21 protein-coding genes are annotated in these 20,978 nt (G+C 37.9%); 4 read left to right on the forward strand and 17 right to left on the reverse strand.

The features are described 5' to 3' along the window. Window positions 1–4 precede the first annotated feature (4 nt). From COE25_RS00200 to COE25_RS00260, 13 genes are all read right to left on the reverse strand, one after another. The gene (locus COE25_RS00200) at window positions 5–1,204 is read right to left on the reverse strand and encodes an acetylornithine transaminase (RefSeq protein ID WP_098929972.1); all 1,200 of its coding nucleotides are present in this window, start codon (window positions 1,202–1,204) and stop codon (window positions 5–7) included. Then, a complete protein-coding gene (gene argB / locus COE25_RS00205) occupies window positions 1,204–2,001 on the reverse strand; it encodes an acetylglutamate kinase (protein ID WP_098929974.1) in 798 nt (265 codons plus the stop codon). The genes COE25_RS00200 and argB overlap by 1 nt, the downstream gene beginning before the upstream one ends. Before the next feature lie 14 nt (window positions 2,002–2,015). Further along, on the reverse strand, window positions 2,016–3,284 hold the full coding sequence (gene argJ, locus COE25_RS00210) for a bifunctional glutamate N-acetyltransferase/amino-acid acetyltransferase ArgJ (RefSeq protein ID WP_098929976.1): 1,269 nt from the start codon (window positions 3,282–3,284) through the stop codon (window positions 2,016–2,018). 18 nt (window positions 3,285–3,302) lie between these two features. Further along, window positions 3,303–4,340 carry an N-acetyl-gamma-glutamyl-phosphate reductase gene (argC, locus tag COE25_RS00215; protein ID WP_098929978.1) on the reverse strand — a complete coding sequence of 346 codons (1,038 nt, stop codon included), beginning with the start codon at window positions 4,338–4,340 and terminating at the stop codon, window positions 3,303–3,305. Window positions 4,341–4,632: 292 nt separating this feature from the next. Beyond that, window positions 4,633–5,397: a type I 3-dehydroquinate dehydratase gene (gene aroD, locus COE25_RS00220; RefSeq protein WP_098929980.1), complete on the reverse strand. Its 765-nt coding sequence runs from the start codon at window positions 5,395–5,397 to the stop codon at window positions 4,633–4,635. Between the two features lie 51 nt (window positions 5,398–5,448). Then, complete coding sequence (locus COE25_RS00225; RefSeq protein WP_098929982.1) at window positions 5,449–5,970, reverse strand: shikimate kinase; 522 nt, start codon at window positions 5,968–5,970, stop codon at window positions 5,449–5,451. A 141-nt stretch (window positions 5,971–6,111) separates the two neighbouring features. Continuing rightward, entirely contained in the window at window positions 6,112–7,011 is a 900-nt protein-coding gene (gene nikC / locus COE25_RS00230; RefSeq protein ID WP_098929984.1) for a nickel transporter permease, read from the reverse strand. A 17-nt stretch (window positions 7,012–7,028) separates the two neighbouring features. Then, window positions 7,029–8,036, reverse strand: a complete 1,008-nt coding sequence (locus tag COE25_RS00235; protein WP_088085840.1) for an ABC transporter permease — start codon at window positions 8,034–8,036, stop codon at window positions 7,029–7,031. Window positions 8,037–8,342: 306 nt separating this feature from the next. After that, window positions 8,343–9,959 (reverse strand): ABC transporter substrate-binding protein, encoded by a 1,617-nt coding sequence (locus COE25_RS00240; protein WP_088085839.1) that lies wholly within the window; start codon window positions 9,957–9,959, stop codon window positions 8,343–8,345. Window positions 9,960–10,010: 51 nt separating this feature from the next. Beyond that, window positions 10,011–10,979, reverse strand: a complete 969-nt coding sequence (locus tag COE25_RS00245; RefSeq protein ID WP_088085838.1) for an ABC transporter ATP-binding protein — start codon at window positions 10,977–10,979, stop codon at window positions 10,011–10,013. Then, window positions 10,960–11,973, reverse strand: a complete 1,014-nt coding sequence (locus COE25_RS00250; protein ID WP_098929986.1) for an ABC transporter ATP-binding protein — start codon at window positions 11,971–11,973, stop codon at window positions 10,960–10,962. The genes COE25_RS00245 and COE25_RS00250 overlap by 20 nt, the downstream gene beginning before the upstream one ends. A gap of 268 nt (window positions 11,974–12,241) precedes the next feature. Beyond that, window positions 12,242–12,865, reverse strand: coding sequence for a GyrI-like domain-containing protein (locus COE25_RS00255; protein ID WP_098929988.1), 624 nt, complete (start codon window positions 12,863–12,865; stop codon window positions 12,242–12,244). Window positions 12,866–12,895: 30 nt separating this feature from the next. Further along, window positions 12,896–13,660 (reverse strand): MerR family transcriptional regulator, encoded by a 765-nt coding sequence (locus tag COE25_RS00260; RefSeq protein WP_098929991.1) that lies wholly within the window; start codon window positions 13,658–13,660, stop codon window positions 12,896–12,898. 334 nt (window positions 13,661–13,994) lie between these two features. Here COE25_RS00260 and COE25_RS00265 point away from each other — a divergent pair, with 334 nt between their 5' ends. Together COE25_RS00265 and COE25_RS00270 are read left to right on the forward strand one after the other, a co-directional pair. Further along, window positions 13,995–15,479, forward strand: a complete 1,485-nt coding sequence (locus tag COE25_RS00265; RefSeq protein ID WP_088085834.1) for a peptide MFS transporter — start codon at window positions 13,995–13,997, stop codon at window positions 15,477–15,479. A gap of 252 nt (window positions 15,480–15,731) precedes the next feature. Then, window positions 15,732–16,811 (forward strand): UvrB/UvrC motif-containing protein, encoded by a 1,080-nt coding sequence (locus COE25_RS00270; protein ID WP_098929993.1) that lies wholly within the window; start codon window positions 15,732–15,734, stop codon window positions 16,809–16,811. Here COE25_RS00270 and COE25_RS00275 read toward each other — a convergent pair. From COE25_RS00275 to COE25_RS00285, 3 genes are all read right to left on the reverse strand, one after another. Next, window positions 16,796–17,404 (reverse strand): methyltransferase, encoded by a 609-nt coding sequence (locus tag COE25_RS00275; protein WP_088085832.1) that lies wholly within the window; start codon window positions 17,402–17,404, stop codon window positions 16,796–16,798. The genes COE25_RS00270 and COE25_RS00275 overlap by 16 nt on opposite strands. A gap of 60 nt (window positions 17,405–17,464) precedes the next feature. Beyond that, window positions 17,465–17,875, reverse strand: a complete 411-nt coding sequence (locus tag COE25_RS00280) for a vWA domain-containing protein (RefSeq protein WP_088085831.1) — start codon at window positions 17,873–17,875, stop codon at window positions 17,465–17,467. A 164-nt stretch (window positions 17,876–18,039) separates the two neighbouring features. Next, window positions 18,040–18,267: a hypothetical protein gene (locus COE25_RS00285; RefSeq protein ID WP_088085830.1), complete on the reverse strand. Its 228-nt coding sequence runs from the start codon at window positions 18,265–18,267 to the stop codon at window positions 18,040–18,042. 160 nt (window positions 18,268–18,427) lie between these two features. On the opposite strand from COE25_RS00285, the gene COE25_RS00290 reads away from it, so the two are divergent. Both COE25_RS00290 and COE25_RS00295 read left to right on the forward strand, forming a co-directional pair. Next, complete coding sequence (locus tag COE25_RS00290; protein ID WP_088085829.1) at window positions 18,428–18,907, forward strand: glutathione peroxidase; 480 nt, start codon at window positions 18,428–18,430, stop codon at window positions 18,905–18,907. Between the two features lie 35 nt (window positions 18,908–18,942). Further along, window positions 18,943–19,368, forward strand: coding sequence for a MarR family winged helix-turn-helix transcriptional regulator (locus tag COE25_RS00295; RefSeq protein ID WP_373605334.1), 426 nt, complete (start codon window positions 18,943–18,945; stop codon window positions 19,366–19,368). Window positions 19,369–19,545: 177 nt separating this feature from the next. Here COE25_RS00295 and COE25_RS00300 read toward each other — a convergent pair whose 3' ends face one another. Continuing rightward, window positions 19,546–20,952 carry a GntP family permease gene (locus COE25_RS00300; protein ID WP_098929995.1) on the reverse strand — a complete coding sequence of 469 codons (1,407 nt, stop codon included), beginning with the start codon at window positions 20,950–20,952 and terminating at the stop codon, window positions 19,546–19,548. Between the last annotated feature and the right edge of the window lie 26 nt (window positions 20,953–20,978).

Raw genomic sequence — 20,978 nt, forward strand, 5'->3', positions numbered from 1 at the left:
ATACTCACTCGCCTTTCTCAATACCTTGGAAAGTTATTTCCAATGCTTTAATAAATTCATTTATTTCTTCCTTTGTTACTGTTAACGGAGGTAAAATTCTCACTACATTTGGTCCGGCTGTTAAGATAAGAAGATGGTTTTCGATTGCCTTTTGAACAATTCCTAAAGCATTCGTTTCGACGACCAATCCCTTTAATAGGCCGAGGCCGCGGATATCTTTTATAAAAGAGTACTTTTCCTTCAGTTCTTGTAACTTTTTATCTAAGTACCCTGAAATTTCGTTGGCGTTATTTAATAAATTACTTTCAGTAATATGTGTAACAGTCGCGAGTCCTGCTGCTGTTGCTAATGGATTTCCTCCAAAAGTACTGCCGTGGCTTCCTGGGTCAAATCCTTTAGCGGCTTCTTCTTTTGCGATCATTGCTCCAATTGGAAAACCTGAGCCAAGTCCCTTTGCAATGCTAATGACATCGGGCTCTATGCCGTATTGTTCATATGCAAACAGTGTGCCTGTTCTACCGATCCCTGTCTGGATTTCGTCCACCATTAGGAGGATTTCTCTTTCTTGGCAAATTTTCGCAAGTTTACTAACCCATTCTTGGTTCGCTGGGATGACTCCACCTTCTCCTTGAACAAGCTCAAGGAGAACGGCTGCAGGCTCGAGTGTATAGAGCAGTTCAAGTGCTTCTTCATCATTAAAAGGAAGATAATTAAACCCGGATACTAACGGCAAAAATCCTTGCTGAATTTTTTCTTGTCCTGTGGCCGATAAGGTGGCTAGCGTTCTACCATGAAAGGATTGCTGAAACGTTACTATTTCAGGTGATTCCTTTCCCTTCACTTTGTTGGCATACCTTCTAGCTAACTTGATCGCTGCCTCATTTGCTTCCGCCCCACTGTTACAAAAGAAAACTTGGTCACCGCAGCTATTGTCAGTAAGAATCGCTGCCAATTGCTGCTGATTCGGTATGTTATAGAGGTTTGAACAGTGCCAAAGATTCTGTAATTGCTCCTCAAGTGCTTCTTTTACGACATCAGGCACATGCCCAAGGTTACAGGTCGCTATACCGGAAGTGAAATCTAAATACTGAGTACCCTTTTCATCCCAAACATAGCTTCCCTTCCCTTTAACGACAGTAACAGGGAATCGACTGTATGTTGCCATCACTGGCGAGGCTAGGGAGATTGAATTATTGATTGACATTACGCGATCCCCTCTTCTAAGACAATTTTTGTGCCGACTTTTTTTCCATCCATATAATCTATCAAGCTATTTTTCTCAAATCCATTGATAATACCAACCTCAGGTATGTTATGAACAAGACCGTCAATAGCGGCTTTTACCTTCGGAAGCATCCCACCATAAATTGTTTTATTATCGATTAACGTTTCAATTATAGATTTGGAAGCTTTATCTAGTTTCGTCTTCATTCCATTTTCTTCAATTAAAATCCCTGGAATATCACTGATAAAACAAAGATTTGCTTCCAAAGCTTTGGCAATCGCACTTGCTGCTATATCTCCATTAATGTTGTATCGCTGTCCGCTAGCATCTATTCCGATGGGTGAAATGACTGGGATATATCCTTGTTTTACGATTGTATCTATTACATTGTGATTTACTTCGATTACGTCCCCTACAAAACCTAAATTCTTTGAATCAGATGTTGGCTCTGCTTTTAACAAACTGCCATCAACACCGCTCACGCCTAGTGCTTCTCCGCCAACTTCCACAATATTTCTTACAACTTGTTTGTTGACTGAGCCGCTTAATACCATTTCGACGACATCTAACACCTCATGATTAGTCACTCTTAAACCATTCACAAATGTAGTTTCGACATTTAAGTTTTTTAATAACGAAGTGATAAGTGGCCCGCCACCGTGGACAATGATAGGTGTCCACTTACCAGCTTGATGCATTTTTACAACATCTTCATAAAAGGATCTTGGGAGATTATCTAACACACTTCCGCCGCACTTGATGACTATATATTTCATTTTCTTGTCCTCCCTTACGTGCGGTAAGATGCGTTGATTTTCACATAATCATAAGTTAAATCGCATCCCCAGGCTGTAGCGCTATATTTACCTTGATTTAATTCAACACTTAATTTAACATTTTCCGACTCTAAGTATTCCTTTACTTCTTCTTCTACAAACGTGCTTGGCAGACCATTTTCGAACACAGTGAAAGGTCCGATATTCACCTTAATTGCATTTGGTTCAACCGGTACACCGCTGTAGCCAATTGCAGTAACAATTCTTCCCCAGTTTGGATCCGTTCCATAAATTGCAGTTTTAACTAGGTTTGATGAAATAATCGCTTTACCGACTGCACTTGCTGCGTTTTGACTGTAAGCACCATTTACTTGAACTTCTACTAGTTTTGTAGCACCTTCACCATCTCTTGCAATTTTTTTAGCAAGTGACTCACAAACGATTTTTAACCCTTGTTTAAAAATATTCCATTCAGGGTGATCTTTAGTTAGTGGTTTATTATCAGCCAAGCCATTTGCCATAACTAAAACCATATCGTTCGTACTAGTATCACCATCAACCGTAATCATATTGAAAGTTTGATTAGTTATATCTCTCAATGCTCCAAGCAGGTCTTCTTGGGCAATGTTTGCATCTGATGTTACAAATCCAAGCATGGTAGCCATGTTAGGGTGAATCATTCCAGAACCCTTTGAGGTACCGCCAATGGAAACTGTTTTTCCATCGATTTTCATTTGCACTGCTATATGTTTGATACAAGTGTCAGTTGTTAGGATAGCATCCATAAAATTATTTTCATTTTCATTATCTTTATTTAGGATTTGTTTTATCCCTGCATTTACTTTATCCATCGGCAGTAGTTCCCCGATCACTCCCGTTGAAGTAACCGCTACGAGATGGTCTTGTATTCCCAGTTCGCTTGCAAAGCCCTTTTGCATAGCGAACGCATCAAGTAAACCTTGCTCTCCTGTACAGGCATTGGCATTCCCTGAGTTTACGATAATTGCTTGAATCATATTTTCTTTTGCGATACTTTCTTGGGTAACTAACAATGGAGCTGCTTGAAAGATGTTGGTTGTATACACCCCTGCAGTTGTTGCAGGAACTTCTGAAACGATATATCCCAGATCAAGTCTCTTTCTTTTTATTCCACAGTGCATGCCGCCTGCTTTGTATCCTTTAGGTAAGGTCACACTACCTTCTTCTATAATTACGATTTCGTTTGTTGATGTAGCTTGTGTCAATTTAATTTCCCCCTTCAAATTTCCCTTCGTTCTATACATAAAAGGTAGTAGTTTTACTTATGGATACATTGGAATGTCTGTAAGCCCTGTTCGCTCATCCCAGCCATTCATCAAATTCACATTTTGGATGGCCTGCCCGGCAGCCCCTTTAACTAAATTATCGATAACTGAAATGATGGTCAGGCGGTTTGTTCTTTCGTCAACATGCAGCCCGATATCACAAAAATTACTTCCAGCAACCTCTTTTGTTGAAGGTATATTCCCTTCTGGACGTACCCTTATAAAATGAGAATCTTGATAAAATTGTTTATATAAATCTATAATTTTTTTTGATGAAATTTCTTCTGTTAGATTCACGTACATCGTGCACATGATTCCCCTTGTCATTGGAACAAGATGGGTTGTAAATGTAACCGTTATTGGACTTCCACTCTCATCTGAAAGTACTTGCTCAATTTCCGGAATATGCTGATGTGCTCCTAGTTTATAAGCTTTTAAGTTTTCATTGATTTCCGAGTAATGGGCTGTTAAGGAAAGTCCTCTTCCAGCTCCAGAAACACCAGATTTTGCATCAATGATAATCGACGTTTCATCAGCCAAATTTGTTTTTAATATTGGAATAAGACCGAGTGTAGTCGCAGTCGGATAGCAGCCCGGATTGGCTATTAAGTTAGCTGTTTTAATTTTTTCTGCATATATTTCACTTAATCCGTAGCTTGCTAGTTGTAGATATTTCTCATCGGCAGGTTTATGTTTATACCAAGATTCATATTCTTCAGTAGACCTTAATCGAAAATCACCGGATAAATCTATACATTTAACCCCGCTATTTAAAAGTGACGGAACAAGATTACTACTCACACTGGAGGGCGTCGCCAAAAACACAATATCATTATTTTCCCCTAAAGCATCTGCATCAAAGGATTCAAGAGGTTGATCAACAATGTCAGATAAGTGGGGATAAATATCACTAAACCTAGCGCCCGCTTGGGAGTTAGAAACAACAGAACCAATTTTCAAATGAGGATGCTTTTGAATTAAGCGAATAAGTTCAATCGAACCGTAACCAGTACCACCGATAATTGCAGCTTTCAATTTACCCAACTCCTAAGTGTCTTTCATAATGAATTATTATACATAGTTATATATAAATATTCAATAGATAGATACCTTAATTTTCAGTTTTAATTAGTTATTTTGCTTCTTTTTAATGAAAACGCTTACATTATGTTGTGTGATATTATTCCATTTTTATGCATCTTTATGTATAAGAAAAACAGTGGACCTGCTATTAAAAAATAGAAGTCACTGGTAACGATTGGTGCTTATTCGTGCCCGTCTCCTTACAAAAATAGAAAAAGCACTCCTCTGAGTGCTTTTCGGATATTTATAGACTTTCATGCAACAAGTTTAATACACTTCGCAACTCTTTCACATTTACCTGTCCGGGTGCTGAGGCTTTTTTTGCTGCCCCAAAAGTAACAGCAGACCCAAATACTTCGCCAGCTAATCGACTTATGACCCCTTTACCTGCCATAGACATGGTAATGAATGGACTATCCGCAAACTGTTCGTTCATTGTATTTGTTGCATCTAAGAGGGTTAGCACATCGGCTGGACTATTTGGCATTACAGCAATTTTTGGTATATCGCCTCCAAACTCTTGTGCTTTCCGTAACCGCGAGATAATTTCCTCTTTTGTTGGCGTCTTATGAAAATCATGGTTAGAGACAATAACAAAAACATTTTTTGCATGTGCCTTTTCAATTATTGTTTTGACTTCATTTTCATCATTAAATAACTCAACATCAATGATATCCACCAGACCTGTTTCTGCGACCGTCTTGTTTAATTCAAAATAAAAAGAAGTGGTTATTTCCTTATTGCCGCCTTCTTTATGACTTCGAAAGGTAAAGATAAGTGGTGTAGTAGGCAGGATCGTGCGAATTTCAGCAAGAGCCTTTTTCACCTGCTCAAAATCTTCTACTTGGTCAAAAAAGTCAACCCGCCACTCCACTACATCTAAGTCAATTGTTTTTAGAAATTCGGCTTCTTCCTTTAATTGTACAAGTGTTTCTCCCATCAACGGGACACAAACTTTTGGCATTCCTTCCCCAATGACGAGACCTCTAACCGTTACTGTTTTAGTCATTTGTTCTCACTCCTTGTCCCATTCTACATAAGTTTTGATACCTATTTTTCCCTAGATTGAATTTAATTCGTCAATAATTTGGTCAGCAATTTCTTTTGCATCCTTGCTATCAGTTGAAATCTTCAAATGATGGTTAACATAAATATCTTGTCTTTTGTAAAAAAGATCTTCCATTTCCTCAATTGACTTTCCTTTTAAAACAGGTCGGCTGTCTATAATCAGGCCTAATCTATCTTTCCAGCCCTCCAATGATAAATCTAGCAGAATAACAATACAAGATTCTAAACAAGTCTTTCTAATTTCTTCTTGTAGGAAGGCACCGCCGCCGACAGAAATAACCTTTTGTTGTTGCTGGGACGCTAGACTTGCAATTAAACTTTTTTCTCTTTCTCTAAAAACTTTCTCACCAAATTCAGAGAAAATTTGAGAAACTGGCATGTTATATTCTTTTTCAATTTGTTCATCTACATCAATAAAATCACGATTTAGTTTATTAGCAACCATCTTGCCGATAGTAGTTTTTCCAACCCCCATAAACCCAATAAAAACAATACTCTTATTTCTGTTCCCCATAATACCCCGAACCCCCAATTGGTAAAAACAAATTATTAAGAATAATTATAATGCTATATTGAGATTTTAGACAATTATTAATTAATCAAGTTAATGGTGCCTGACACCAAAAGAAAGAGACCCACACAGGAGTCTCTACATCTATTGTTTCATTTTCGGATCTAGGATGTCCCTCAGCCCATCTCCCATTAAGTTAAATCCGAGCACGGTCAGCATTATAGCGACCCCTGGGAAGAATAACGTCCATGGTGCCTGAGTGATATAATTTTTTGAATCGGCAAGCATTTTCCCCCACTCTGGTGTCGGTGCTTGTGCACCCATTCCAAGGAAACCAAGGGCTGCTGCCTCAATAATTGCTGTGGCAATCGCTAATGTAGCTTGAACGATTACTGGTGATATACTATTAGGTAATATATGACGGAGAAGAATACGTGAATCTTTCATTCCGACGGCACGGGCAGCCATAATATATTCTTCCTGTTTAACACTTAATACTTTGGAGCGAACAAGTCGTCCAAAGTTCGGTATATTAATAACCGCAATCGCAATCAAAGCATTTTGCAGAGATGGCCCCAAAATAGAAACAACCGCAATCGCCAATAGAATACTTGGAAAAGCTAGCATAATATCAAAAATACGTGAGATAATCGCATCTACCCAGCGGCCGTAATATCCAGCGACAATTCCTAGTAATGTCCCTGCCACAACTGAGCCTAAAACTGAGAAAAAGCCAACCCACAATGATATTCTTGCACCATAAACAATACGAGAAAAAATATCTCGGCCAAAGTCGTCTGTCCCAAACCAATGCTCACTTGAAGGTGGGAGCATTCGATCTGCCAACACTTGATCTTTAAAGCTATATGGAGCAATAATAGGAGCGATTATAGCAATGATAATAAAAAAGACAACAATTCCTAAACCAACAACTGCTAATCGGTTTTTATAAAATGAAATCCATGCTTCCTTCCAGGGAGGTGTCAGCTTTTCTTCAACAATTACCGTTGCCATATTTGCCGGTTTTTTTGCAAGTTCCGCCACTTTAAGATCCCCCTCCTCTACTTGGTATATTTAATTCGTGGATCAACAAAAACATATAATAGATCCACAATTAAATTAATGAGTACAAAAATTGCCGCAATAATTAATATCCCTGACTGGATAACAGGATAATCTCGATAGCCGATCGCATCATATAGATATCTCCCGATTCCTGGCCAGCCAAAGATCGTTTCCGTCAATATAGCTCCTCCAAGTAAAAGACCGGTTTGCAACCCGATGATAGTTAGAACAGGGATAACGGCATTTTTTAAGGAATGTTTATAAACGACCCAGAACATGCTCAGTCCCTTTGCTCTTGCGGTACGGACATAATCTGACTTCATCACTTCCAGCATGGTTGCGCGGGTCATTCGAGCAATAATCGCCATTGGAATCGTTGCGAGTGCAATGCTAGGTAACACCAAATGCTTAATGACCGTTATAAATTGATCAAATCTTCCTTGTAAGAGGGTATCTATTAAATAAAAATTAGTAATTGCTGCAACGGGATCTCTAACATTCTCTCTTCCTGTCGTTGGAAGCCAGCCCAATTCAATTGAAAATACCCATTGCTCCATTAAACCAAGCCAAAAAATCGGCAATGACACCCCAATCAGTGCAAGAACCATCGCAACATAATCAAACCATGATTTGGAGAACCAAGCACTGACAATTCCTGCATTTACCCCTACAATGATGGCAATTAGCATTGCCACTACGGTTAGTTCAGCGGTTGCTGCTAAATAGGACCATATTTCTTCGTTAATTGGACCCCTTGTCCTGAGTGAAATGCCTAAATCCCCATGAAGTAAAGAATTAATATAATCGGCGTATTGTATGTACCAAGGTCTGTTCAACCCTAATTCCTTTGTTAACGTGGCAATTGATTCTGCAGTTGCTCTTTGCCCAAGAATTACCTGAGCGGGATTTCCTGGAATAGCATGGATGATGGCAAAAACCACTAGAGTCATCCCAATTAAAACAGGTATTAAAGAAAACACACGGCGGACTGTATAAGTAAACAAATTTTTCACCTCACTGAAAAGCGTAAGCGCCTGGTTAGATGCTTTAGCTAAACAATTTTTCTACAAAAATATTGAATGTGTTTAGTTAATAAAAGGGGAGGCTATGCTCCCTCCCCTTTCAGCCATTATTATTTGGGTCTGTTCAACTTGTCTGTTGATTTCTGCTCTAGGCGCGGGCGGTTCGGGGAGCCTCCTCGGCGCTAAGCGCCTGTGGGGTCTCCCCGGCCCCGTCCTCCCGCAGGAGTCTNNGCCTTCCGCTCCAATCAACTGTGCTAAAAAATCAAAGGTGACCTTAAACTCAGCCTATTATTTAAATTCAACTTTTGTTAGTGCTTCAGAACCAGTTGGGTGCGGTAAATAATTTGCCACATCTTTCCCTGCTGCTAACAAAGGTGTAGAATGTACAAGTGGAACCCAAGGGGCATCATCATGAATGATTACTTGTGCTTCCTCATAAAGTGCATTACGCTTTGCTTGATCAATTTCTGTTTGTGCCTTAATTAAGACGTCATGTAATTTGTCATTGCTGTACTGGGAATAGTTATTACTTCCAATACTGTCTTTATCAAGCAATGTGTACAAGAAGTTATCAGGGTCACCATTGTCGCCTGTCCAGCCAAGCATGAACATATCAAATTCACCTTTTGCTGCTTTATCTAAGTAAGTAGCCCAGTCCACAGATTGGATTTTGGCTTTGACATTGATTTTGCTTAAGCTCTCTTGAATAACTTCAGCAACTTTTTGTGCTTCAGGCATATATGGGCGAGCAACAGGCATTGCCCATAGGTCAATTTCAAATCCTTTTTCGTATCCAGCTTCTTTTAACAATTGCTTTGCTTTCTCTAAATCATATGGATACGGCTCAACTGCCTTATTATAACCTTCGATGGAAGGAGGCATTGGGTTGACCGCTGCAAGGGCTTTCCCACCATAAAACGCATCGATGATTGATTTTTTATCGACAGCGTAGTTAATCGCTTGACGAACGAGTTTATTATCAAATGGTTTACGAGTGGTTGTTAAACCAATATAGCCAACGTTCATTGATGGACGTTCAATCACTTGGAGATTGGCATTTGCTTTAACAGTCGCCTCATCTGAATTGTTTAGTCCATCCATCACATCAATCTCGCCATTTGCTAGAGCGTTCAAACGTGCAGTATTTTCAGGAATCACGCGGAAAATAACTTTGTTTAACTTAGGCAAACCTTTTTGCCAGTAGTCAGGGTTCTTTTCAAGTGTGATTGTATCGTTTTCTTTCCACTCTACGAATTTAAATGGACCTGTTCCTACCGGATTTTGTCTAAACTTATCACCGTATTTTTTAACAGCCGCAGGGCTTGCAATTCCAAACGGAGACATGGCTAGGTTCTTAAGAAACGGTGCCTGTGGTCTAAATAATACAAATTGTACTGTATTTGGATCAACAGCTTTAACTTCTTTAATTACGTGTCCTTTTTCCCCTTTAAATCCACCAAACATGGTGTAATATGGGAAGCTATCAGCATTACCATTCATCCAGCGATCAAAGTTAAAAACGACCGCGTCTGCATTAAAATCAGTACCGTCATGGAATTTAACTCCCTGACGAAGCTTGAATGTGTAAGTTAAGCCATCTGGTGTCACTTTCCACGATTCAGCAAGTCCTGGATTAATAGTAGTATCTTGATCACCATATTGAATCAATGTTTCATAAATGTTTTCTGTTACTTTGAATGCTTCACCTTCAGTGGTTGTGATCGGATCTAGAGATGTAGAATCTCCACCACGACCATAAACTAGTGTATCTTTTTTCGATCCACTTCCAGTGGCAGGATCTTTCTTGCCTCCCGTTTCTTCATTGGTTTTGCTGTTACAGCCAACTAGAAACATACTGATGGCTAATAGAGAGATTAACAGCAGTTTAAAAGATCTCTTCTTCATAAGTTTTGTTGCCCCCTTATATTTTTGCTTTTTTATCATAAATGCTGCAAATCACTTGTTATATAAGTGACATGCGACAAAATGACCGTTTAGATTTTGTTCCGCAGGTCTAGTCTTTTTACAAATATCCATCACCTGAGAGCATCGTGTATGGAAGGCACAACCTGAGGGAGGATTCGCAGGACTTGGAAGTTCTCCTTCGATTAAAATCGTTTCCCTCTTTATATCTGGATCAGGTATTGGCACAGCCGATAGCAGCGCTTTTGTATATGGATGCCTCGGATTTTCATATAGATCTTCACTTTCAGCTAACTCTATTAATCTTCCTAAATACATAACGCCAACACGATCACTAATATGGCGTACAACTCCTAAATCATGAGCAATAAATATGTAAGTAAGCTGAAATTCCTTTTGTATGTCCTTCATCAGGTTAAGAACCTGAGCCTGAATGGATACGTCCAGTGCTGAAACAGGCTCATCGGCGATAATTAGTTTTGGTTTGGTCATTAACGCTTTTGCAATTCCAATTCTTTGACGCTGACCGCCGCTAAATTGGTGGGGATATCTTTTGGCGTGGTAACTGCTTAAGCCAACTACCTCAAGCATATCTCTCACTTGCTTTTTACGTTCCTCTTTTGTACCTATTCCATGAACAATAAGCGGCTCTTCAAGAATCTGTTCGATCGAATGTCTTGGATTAAGCGATGCATAAGGGTCTTGGAATACCATTTGGATATCTCGTCGAGTTTTTCTTAATTCAGATTTTGACATACTAGTAATCTCTTGATCTTCAAAAACAATCCTACCCTCACTTGCTTCAATCAAACGCATGAGCAGACGGCCTGTGGTCGATTTACCGCAACCGCTTTCACCAACGATGCCCAATGTTTCTCCTTTTCTAACGTAAAAGGATACATCATCAACCGCTTTGACTTCTCCTTGTTTGCTCCCAAAAAGGCCGCCTGTAATCGGAAAGTACTTTTTTAATCCATTTACTTCAAGAAGTAACTCTGACATAGTTGTCACTCCCCTTCTTCAATGTTTGTAGGAAACAGCGCACTTCATGTTCGTCTTTTTCCGTTTTATATAAATCTGGCGTTTCTTCCTGGCATTGACCGAATGCCTCTGAACATCTAGCCGCGAACCGACAGCCCTTTTGGATCGATCCTGGTGTAGGGACAGTGCCGGGAATACTATAAAGCCGCTCCTTTTTCCCTCTTAAATCAGGGACGGATTTTAATAGGCCCTTTGTATAAGGATGCTGAGGATTTTTGAGTATCGTTCTAACATCCCCCTGCTCCACGATTTGCCCAGAATACATGACAATTACGCGTTCACAAATTTCTGCAACGACACCTAAATCATGGGTAATCAGAATGATTGTTGTATTTGTCTTTTTATTTAAGTCCTTCATTAAGGCAAGGATCTGTGCTTGAATTGTTACGTCAAGTGCGGTTGTTGGTTCGTCTGCAATCAACACTCTAGGATTGCATGCCATGGCCATCGCAATCATTACCCGTTGCCGCATACCACCCGATAGTTGATGTGGATGCTCTTTAAGGATTCCTTCTGCTCTTGGAATACCAACCAGTTTTAATAATTCAATACTACGTACAATTGCTTCTCGCTTTGATAGGTCTGTATGTAATCGAATCGCTTCTATTAATTGATTGCCAATAGTAAACAGCGGATTTAATGATGTCATTGGCTCTTGAAATATCATTGAAATTTGATTACCGCGGATTTTTCTCCACTCTTTTTCGGAGATATTTTTCAGGTCTTTTCCTTCAAAAATGATCTCACCATTCTCGATTTTTCCTGGTGGAGAAGGAATCAAACCCATGGCCGCTAAAGAGGTGACACTTTTACCACTCCCTGATTCACCTACAATCCCTAAAATTTCTCCATCCTTTAATTCGAAACTGATGCCATCAACTGCCGGCACTAGTTTTTTCCCTGATTGAAAAGACACCTTTAAGTCTTTTATTCGAAGAATAGGATCCTTTTCCACATTTACACCTACCTGTACATTGATTGTTTTTATGTATTCTTTCTAATCAGAAATATAACAATATAATAAATTTTAAAATAATTATGACATATATTACTTTAGTGGTACTATCCATTTTTGTCAATTACGTGAAAAAAGTTCAAAATACCCCAGTAGCACATAGTCGCGTTAATGCACTAAGGCATTTTTTTATGTTATACACCAAATTTTTTCTTTAGATATTAAAATAATAAAAAAGGATAAAAAGTAATAAAAAAACCCTGTAAGACTATCGCTGTCTTACAGGGAATCTCAATACAGTTTTTAGTTTGTGCATTTCTGTCTTGCGCGGGTCAGATAGATAGATTTCACGGTGGGTTTTACACGTTCGAATATATCCACTTTCTTCGCAGAAGGACTCCATCTTGGCGAAACTTTCTTGTTCATTATTGTACGGACCGATATGCATGACTTGGCAGGAAAGTCCATCAGACATTTCGCCAAATAGCACTTTCTCAAGGTACGGATTAGGCTTCTTCTTTTTCGTTTGTTCCACGAACTTTGCAAATAGATTGCTGGTTAAAAAATCCGGTTGGCGAATCATAATCGTATATTTGTAATTACTCTTGTCTTGTACCGGCTTAGACTTATCGATCAAATCCCAAATACCTTCAAGCGGAAAAACAGTATACTCATAATATCCTTCCGGCACTTCCTTACTTTTGTAGGACATTTTTACTGCATAACTAAGACTGTATAATGCTTCGGTTTCTAAGGCAAATTCATCACCGTTTGGGTCACCTGTGCCGCTGATCATAAAAAAAGGCATCATTGGTACATCGATTATTACTGGTGTGGTTTTTGGAAGGTAAATATGCTTATATGTTTTTTTATACTCTACTTTTGCACCCATAGATTACTCTCCTGTTTCTATTGTAAAAAGTTATTTTTTCATACCCGTATAAATGTGAATGGCATCCCTTAAAAACTCGGCGGTCCCTGGCTGTTGTTTATCATAATAGGCGGTGAATCTTTCATCATCCACATACATTTGTGCCAGACCTGCATGGGCTTCCTTACTATATTCATTCCAATAGTAGCATAACCATTGCTTATGGAGGTCAGCGGCTGTTTGTGCCTTTTCTCCGGCTGGATCCCCTGTTTTAAAAGCATCTGCTAACGTTTGTGTCAATTTTTCAGCTAGTGCTGTTACCTCATCATGCTGTTCTTGTGTCATATTTTGAAGTTTGGCGTTTGACTTATTAATGGTTTCATCTCCATACTTTTCTCGAATTTCTTTCCCGTATTTCTTCTCATTTTCGTCAATCATTTTTTTCTTAAAACCCTCGAACTTTTCTTGATTTGACATTTTCATTCTCCCTTCTGTTACTGCGATCGTTTTATCTACATTCGCAATTAATAATTCCAACTGTTCCTTTTTCTCAAGGAGTTTATCACGATGTTCTTTAAGTGCTGCAGCGCCATCAAAGTTTGGAGCCGTTACAATTTCTTTTATACTTTCTAAACTGATCCCTAATTCCCTGTAAAATAAGATTTGTTGAAGACGGTCCACCTCCGCTTGACCATAGATTCGGTATCCTGACGAATTAATTCTAGCTGGCTTAAGAATTCCAATTTCATCATAATACCTAAGTGTTCTAGTACTAACACCAGCTAGACTTCCAAGCTTCTGCACTGTATACTCCATTCGTTCACCCCCTTATAAACTAACGATACACCTTTACGCAACGTCAATGTCAATCACTATTATGCCTAATTTTCGGAAAAAAGGTGCCTGACACCACAGATGGACAAATGTCCATCTGTGGTGTCAGGCACCCAATTAAGGTCTATTAGAGCGAAAAGTCCCTCTTATCTGAAATCATTTACTATTTTAAAAAAACTTTCTTTTCTCCCTTTATTAAACTGAAATTCAGTATTATCAATGTTTATAACCCTTTCATAACTTATTTTCCAAAAAAAGTTTTTGACAATTCAAAACAACAGAAAGTATTATAATATAATAAAAGGGAGGTTGTAACATGTCAAACATAAATAGACAGAAAATTGTGGATAGTGTGCCTCAAACAGGATTTTTCGGACATCCTAAAGGACTATCGACCCTTTTCTTCACTGAATTCTGGGAGCGTTTCTCTTACTATGGAATGAGAGCCATCCTTGTATTCTATATGTATTATGAAGTTTCTAAAGGTGGATTGGGCATTGATAAAAATCTCGCACTTTCTATCATGTCCATCTATGGATCACTTGTTTATATGTCTGGAATAATTGGCGGCTGGCTTGCTGACCGGGTCTTCGGTTCTTCAAAAGCCGTGTTTTACGGCGGAATCTTGATTATGTTTGGACATATAGCTCTAGCTATTCCTGGCAGTGTTTCTATGTTCTTTGTTTCCATGGTATTGATTGTCCTAGGTACTGGAATGCTTAAACCAAATGTTTCTTCCGCAGTAGGTGAATTGTACAGCGAAAAGGACGAACGTCGTGATGCAGGTTTCACTATTTACTATATGAGTATCAACTTGGGAGCATTTTTATCCCCATTAATAGTTGGATCGGTTGGTAACTTCCACTTAGGTTTTGGAATTGCCGCTGTTGGTATGTTCTTAGGATTAATCGTGTTCAGACTTACAAAGAAAAAAAATCTAGGTCTTGCAGGAACGATGATTGCCAATCCAATGTCACCTGCAGAAAAGAAAAAGGTCCTCACTTTTATTGGATTAGCTGTAATTATTCTTGCTGTTTTATGTGCAGTATTAATACCAAACGGACTTTTAACATTTGCTAGCTTTATAAATATTGTTACTTTTCTTGGTATTTTAATTCCGACGATTTATTTCGTTGTGATGTACCGTAGTCCAAAAACAACAGCTGTAGAACGTTCAAGGATTATTGCTTATATCCCGTTATTTATTGCAGCGGTTATGTTCTGGGCAATTCAAGAGCAAGGTTCAACCATCCTTGCAAGCTATGCTGATACTCGTACACAATTACATTTTGCTGGAATTGAAATTAAGCCAGCGTGGTTTCAATCTTTAAACCCGTTATTTATTATTATATTTGCTCCTGTATTTGCTTGGTTGTGGGTTAAATTAGGAAAGCGTCAGCCATCAGTACCTCAAAAGTTCTCATTATCATTATTATTTGCTGGTTTGTCATTCCTAGTTATTCTTATACCTGCTTATTTTGGCGGTACGGATTCATTGGTGAGTCCAATGTGGCTTGTTCTTAGTTATCTAATTGTTGTATTTGGAGAATTATGCATGTCACCTGTTGGTTTGTCAGCGACTACTAAATTAGCTCCTGCAGCCTTCTCTGCACAGACGATGAGCTTATGGTTCTTAGCAAGTGCTGCTGCACAAGCACTTAATGCACAAGTTGTTAAATTCTACACACCTGAAACTGAAATGACCTATTTTGGTGTGATTGGTGGAGCATCCATCGTACTAGGTATTATCCTATTAATGTTAGCTCCGAAAATTCAGGGCTACATGAAAGGTATCAGGTAATAAGAAAAGCGTAGGCGCCCGTTTAGCTGCGTATGGACTGGAGCACTTTGACTGAGATAAAGGAAACACGGAAAGCGTAAGCGCATTCGTACTTGACTTATCGTAGGGAAAAGGGCGAAGTCCACTAGCCGCGGGGTGCTGAGCTAGTCAGTTATCTAAGTTCAAAGGTGCCTAGTCTTCTCATCCATTGATGGTGAAGGCTGGGCACCTTTTTTATTTGTGATAAAATATAGTGTGAATGGAGGTATTCATATGGATCTTAAAGAAAAGGTAAAAAACCTTCCCTCTTCCCCTGGAGTGTATCTTATGAAGGACTCCAGAGCACAAATTATATATGTAGGAAAAGCAAAAAACCTTAAAAATCGTGTGCGGTCTTACTTCCAAAATTCAAAGGTCCATCCTAAAAAGATAATAAAGCTAAAAGCAAGCCTTAAGGATTTTGACTATGTCCTTACTGACACAGAATTTGAAGCGTTTATGTTGGAATGTAAATTAATCAGTGAAATAAAGCCCCTTTTTAATAGAATGATGAAAAATCCTCAATCCTATATCTATATTATGATTGAAATGGATGCCGGCTATCACAGAATCAATACTTGTAGCAGTCCTGATAATCCTAACAGTCTTTATTTTGGTCCGTATACAAGCAAGCATACTATCGAAAAAGCGCTCCAAGGTATCAAGGAATTCTATAAGATCTGCTGTAGCAGCCCTTCAAACAAGTACACTCCCTGCTTAAATTATTCCTTAGGTTTATGCCTTGGTATGTGTTTAGGAGGAGATGCACTTGATCGATATAATGAAAACATAACTAAGATTATCGGCTTACTGCATGGCACCGATTTGAGCCTGCTTGAAGTTATGGAGAGAAGAATGACAGAGGCTTCTGAAGAATTTGATTTTGAAGTGGCTGCAAAGTATAGAGACACGTTGGATGCCATCCACTCCCTTCTTTATAAAGAAAAAGTGATTGAATTTATGGAAAGTAATAAAAATCTCGCAGTCGTTGAACCCTTAAATCAAAGTACTTTTAAACTATTCCTAATTAAGAAGAACAAAATACTCTTTAGTGAAAGATATTCATGGTCTGAGATTGAGTCATTGAGAGAAACAATCAAGTCCAATATATTAAGCATTTTTAAAACTACAGAAGTTAATTCATCAAAAAAAGTACGCAGAGATGAAATTGATGCCGCGCAGATTATCTATAGTTATTTAAAAGGAAGCAACAGCAGTTATATCGTCATTTCTGAACAATTGCTTGATACTAAAAACACAGCCGAATTAGACGATGAGCTAAACAGATTAATGCAAAGCTATACGATTAATTGATAAATTAAAAATCTCTCATTAGAATTATGTTCATAGAAGTAAGGCAACGTGATTTCTTTTTTCAATTCAAAAGAGGTATCGTTTTCTAAATAATAAATATAATCTTCTGATGGGTAATATAAAATCAATTCAATATTACGCTCGGATTTTTCCACCGATAGTAATATATTATTAATGGTTTTCATAAAAATTTGAATCGAAAACGGATTAAAAAAGTAAAATCGATTGTCAAAAGGGTCAATCTGGTATTCTTCCGCCAAACCGCAATAAAAATCAATATTGCTATTTCTCGTGTTGGTTTTCTTTAAATAACTAGTTCGATTTTCAATTGCTTCTTGATAGAAATCCTCGTTCATTTCAACGCCGACAACCATTGCATTAAATAGATAATGAATAAAAAAGTTTAACCGCCCTTTGCCACACCCAAAGTCAACTATTCGATCACGGCTAGTTAATTTATAGTTGTTAAATAATTCTTCGAGGGCGCTATATGGCGTTGGCTCATAACGATGGTAGTGAAAGGACTTATTAAATCCCTCTTGGTCCCCTCCCGTTTTTATCCCCATTAATTTATCATAATAATATTCTTTCATTGAAAACTCATAACTCCTATCCGAAAGAGTTCATCCCCCACTTTTCGTGAGGGATTCTTTTCAGGCTACTTTAATTGCTTTGCCAAAAGGAACCCTTGGCAAAATAGCTCCAGGTACAAGCCAAATCATTTCATAACTAACATTTTCTATGTCTTCTGAAATAAAGCCAGTTACATCGGTAATATAAAACAGTGTATCGATATTTTCTTCTTTTGCCCACTCAAGCACCAAAGTATATGAAGATTTCCCATGTGTATAGTATTTAATTGTATCACTTTTGATTGGTGTAGTACTTCTAATTTTAAAATCTGCTTGTACCAAAATGGTATCTGGTTTTAATTGTTCAAACAGTTTTACTATGTTATTGATTAATATGCTTGGGGCTTCATTCGTGGAAGTGTCTACAGCTAACGCAACCTTTTTATCTTGACGCTGTTGAATCATTGAAAGTATCGTTTTGTGCCATTTCAACACGACCAACTCCTTTGGAATGTATAAGTGAACTATATTATTTTGGTTTATAAAGAAAAGGTTTATGTTTGGATAATTGCGGTAATCAGAACAACAATAGAAACCTATGCAAGTAAAAAAGAAATGCTCATCTTGGTCTATTCACAGATGAGCACTACATTTTACTATTCCTTGATTTCATTGAGTTCATCAATCAGTTGTTTGGTTCGTTTCGCATTTCCTTCGGCAAAGTTTTCGAGGCGTTCCTTTAGTTCATCATCATCATGAATTCTTTCTGCAGTTATAAGATATGTCCGCATTAAATTTTCTTCCTTTTCGATTGAATCCTCAAGAACGTCATTAAGTATTTCCTTTTCTTCTCCATTTTTACCATTAAACAAATTTATACCCATTGGAAAACCCTCCTTTTCATCTTTATCTTTCTCTTTTCCATTCCAGATATCCAGCTGTTAACAAATTCAGACTTGCAACACTCAATTAAATCGTGTAAGATTAAATCGTAAACGATTTAATCTAAAAAATTCCATAGTAATAACCAAGGGGGAGAATCAATTGACAACGATTTATGATTTTAGTGTAAAGATGACTAATGGTGAGGAAAAATCTTTAATTGATTATGAAGGCAAGCCATTACTTATTGTGAATACTGCTAGTAAATGTGGTTTAACACCTCAATTCAAAGGACTTCAAGAATTATATGAAAAGTTTAATGAGAGTGGTTTGGAGATTTTAGGTTTCCCATGTGATCAATTTAATAATCAAGAATTTGCTAATATTGAAGAAACAACTCAGTTCTGCCAATTAAACTACGGGGTAACCTTTCCAATATTCGCTAAAATAGATGTAAATGGCAATAATACTGATCCCCTATTCACTTATTTAAAGAACCAGAAGCCAGGTGCTCTTACAAAAAATATTAAATGGAATTTCACAAAATTTCTAGTCGATCCTAAAGGCAAGGTTATTGAACGGTATGCACCCACGACTGAACCAAGCAGAATTGAGAAGGATATAAAAAGATTATTTTCATAATTAATTAAAGTAAGGTGATCATCCTGGAAGACTTCATGTTATTAAAAAACCAACTATGCTTTGCCGTTTATGAAACAGCAAGTGAATTCAATAAGTTATATTCAAGTGCACTTCAACCTTATGGAATAACCTATCCTCAATATTTAGTTCTATTAGCATTATGGGAAAAAGATGGTATAACGGTTAAGGAAATAGGAGAAAAATTAAGTTTAGGTACTGGAACATTGACTCCCATGCTAACAAGAATGGAAGCAAATGGTTGGCTAAGAAAAGAACGTTCAAAGGCAGATGAGAGAAAAGTCTATATCCATTTACAAAAGAAAGCACTGGAAGAAAAACAAGCCATTACAAAAACAGTTGGAGAAGAAATACAATCCTGTAATATTGAACTCGAGGAATATAAACAATTGATGGTGCGATTGAATCAATTGCATAGTAAGTTGAAAGAACGGGAACATTAGACTTACAACAATCATATCATGTGGGATTTTATGAAGAGATTACGAGTTTCTTTATTTGAGGTGACTTAACAATAACCCGATTGCTCCATTTGCAATCGGGTTATTGCTTTCATACATATTCTAAATGGCTAATCCAACTACAAGAAAGATTACCATCTGCATTCAATAATTGTAGTCTTAAACAAGACCTGTTACTAAATAAACGCCGATGATAAAGAAAGCAGCGATTGTTTTAATAATGGTAACAGCGAAAATGTCACGGTAGGACTGCTTATGTGTTAAGCCTGTGATCGCAAGCAACGTAATGACTGCTCCGTTATGTGGAAGTGTATCCATACCCCCTGAAGCCATGGAAATTACGCGGTGCATTACTTCAAGCGGGATACCGAATTGAGTTGCTAATTCAATATATTTATCTGCCATAATTCCAAGTGATATGGCGATACCAGCCGATGCGGAACCAGAAATAGCAGATAGAACATTCGTTGTAACTGCTCCATTTAATAGAGGATTCGTAAATAATTTAGCAATTCCATCTCTCGCCATCGTAAAACCAGGTAGGTTTGAAATTACCGCTCCAAAACCATATTCAGTTGCAGAGTTCATGATGGCTAATAATGCACCAGCAATACCAAGATTCATGCCATCCTTGAAATTTATAACAACGGGTTTACGATTATATAAAATGGTTGTAAGAATACCGACAATAAGAGCAATTTCAACTGACCAAATACCGACAACCTGGGAAGTTTCAATATTTGGAAAATTTAAGCCAATCTTAGAAAAATCAAAGCCGTTAGGATACCATTTTGGGATCCATGTGGTTAACACTTTATTTATAACACCGACAAGGACTACTGGAACAAATGCCAAGATTTTACGGGCTATACTTTCATTTTGGTCTAAATCAATGTCGATCTGTTTTTCTTTGATTGTGCCGAAACTATAATAGCCTTCGCCCGCTTTTTCTGCCTTTTTACGACGGGAATTTAAATAGAGCATCCCAATTATGAAGATAAAGATGGCACCGATAATCCCAAGCGTTGGCGCGGCATAAAGATCTGTTTTGAAAAAAGTAGTTGGGATAACGTTTTGGACCTGAGGTGAACCAGGAAGCGCATCCATCGTAAAGGTAAATGAACCTAGCGCAATCGTACCAGGAATTAATCGCTTCGGAATATCTGACTGTCTAAATAAATTTGCTGCAAATGGATATACTGCAAAAGCAACAACGACTAAACTTATGCCACTGTATGTTAGAATCGCACACAATAAAACGATAACCAACATTGCACGTTTTCGTCCTACTAACTGAATAAGGGTAGATGCAATTGAACGAGCTAATCCTGACATTTCTACCACTTTACCGAAAATAGCCCCTAATAGGAAAATTGGAAAGTAGAGTTTAATATATTCAACCATTTTCCCCATAAATACATTGGAGAAAAACGGAAGAACCCAATCTGGGTCTGTTAAAAAGACGGCGAATAATGCACATAACGGTGCAAACATGATAACTGAAAATCCCCGGTATGCAATAAACATTAACATTCCGAGTGCTAATAATATAATAACTAATTCCATAAAACTTCTCCTCTATTCCTAGGATG

The organism is Bacillus sp. AFS031507 (genome assembly GCF_002584635.1).
In the GTDB taxonomy this organism is placed as follows: domain Bacteria; phylum Bacillota; class Bacilli; order Bacillales; family Cytobacillaceae; genus Neobacillus.

Excerpts from the sequence above, each read along its gene's own strand:
- COE25_RS00260 (WP_098929991.1), bottom strand. The coding sequence starts at position 13,660 with ATGGAGTATACAGTGCAGAAGCTTGGAAGTCTAGCTGGTGTTAGTACT.
- COE25_RS00265 (WP_088085834.1), top strand. The coding sequence starts at position 13,995 with ATGTCAAACATAAATAGACAGAAAATTGTGGATAGTGTGCCTCAAACA.
- COE25_RS00240 (WP_088085839.1), bottom strand. The coding sequence starts at position 9,959 with ATGAAGAAGAGATCTTTTAAACTGCTGTTAATCTCTCTATTAGCCATC.
- COE25_RS00245 (WP_088085838.1), bottom strand. The coding sequence starts at position 10,979 with ATGTCAGAGTTACTTCTTGAAGTAAATGGATTAAAAAAGTACTTTCCG.
- COE25_RS00200 (WP_098929972.1), bottom strand. The coding sequence starts at position 1,204 with ATGTCAATCAATAATTCAATCTCCCTAGCCTCGCCAGTGATGGCAACA.
- COE25_RS00270 (WP_098929993.1), top strand. The coding sequence starts at position 15,732 with ATGGATCTTAAAGAAAAGGTAAAAAACCTTCCCTCTTCCCCTGGAGTG.
- COE25_RS00300 (WP_098929995.1), bottom strand. The coding sequence starts at position 20,952 with ATGGAATTAGTTATTATATTATTAGCACTCGGAATGTTAATGTTTATT.
- aroD (WP_098929980.1), bottom strand. The coding sequence starts at position 5,397 with ATGACTAAAACAGTAACGGTTAGAGGTCTCGTCATTGGGGAAGGAATG.
- argJ (WP_098929976.1), bottom strand. The coding sequence starts at position 3,284 with ATGTATAGAACGAAGGGAAATTTGAAGGGGGAAATTAAATTGACACAA.
- COE25_RS00295 (WP_373605334.1), top strand. The coding sequence starts at position 18,943 with ATGTTATTAAAAAACCAACTATGCTTTGCCGTTTATGAAACAGCAAGT.
- COE25_RS00225 (WP_098929982.1), bottom strand. The coding sequence starts at position 5,970 with ATGGGGAACAGAAATAAGAGTATTGTTTTTATTGGGTTTATGGGGGTT.
- COE25_RS00255 (WP_098929988.1), bottom strand. The coding sequence starts at position 12,865 with ATGGGTGCAAAAGTAGAGTATAAAAAAACATATAAGCATATTTACCTT.
- argB (WP_098929974.1), bottom strand. The coding sequence starts at position 2,001 with ATGAAATATATAGTCATCAAGTGCGGCGGAAGTGTGTTAGATAATCTC.
- COE25_RS00285 (WP_088085830.1), bottom strand. The coding sequence starts at position 18,267 with ATGGGTATAAATTTGTTTAATGGTAAAAATGGAGAAGAAAAGGAAATA.
- COE25_RS00275 (WP_088085832.1), bottom strand. The coding sequence starts at position 17,404 with ATGAAAGAATATTATTATGATAAATTAATGGGGATAAAAACGGGAGGG.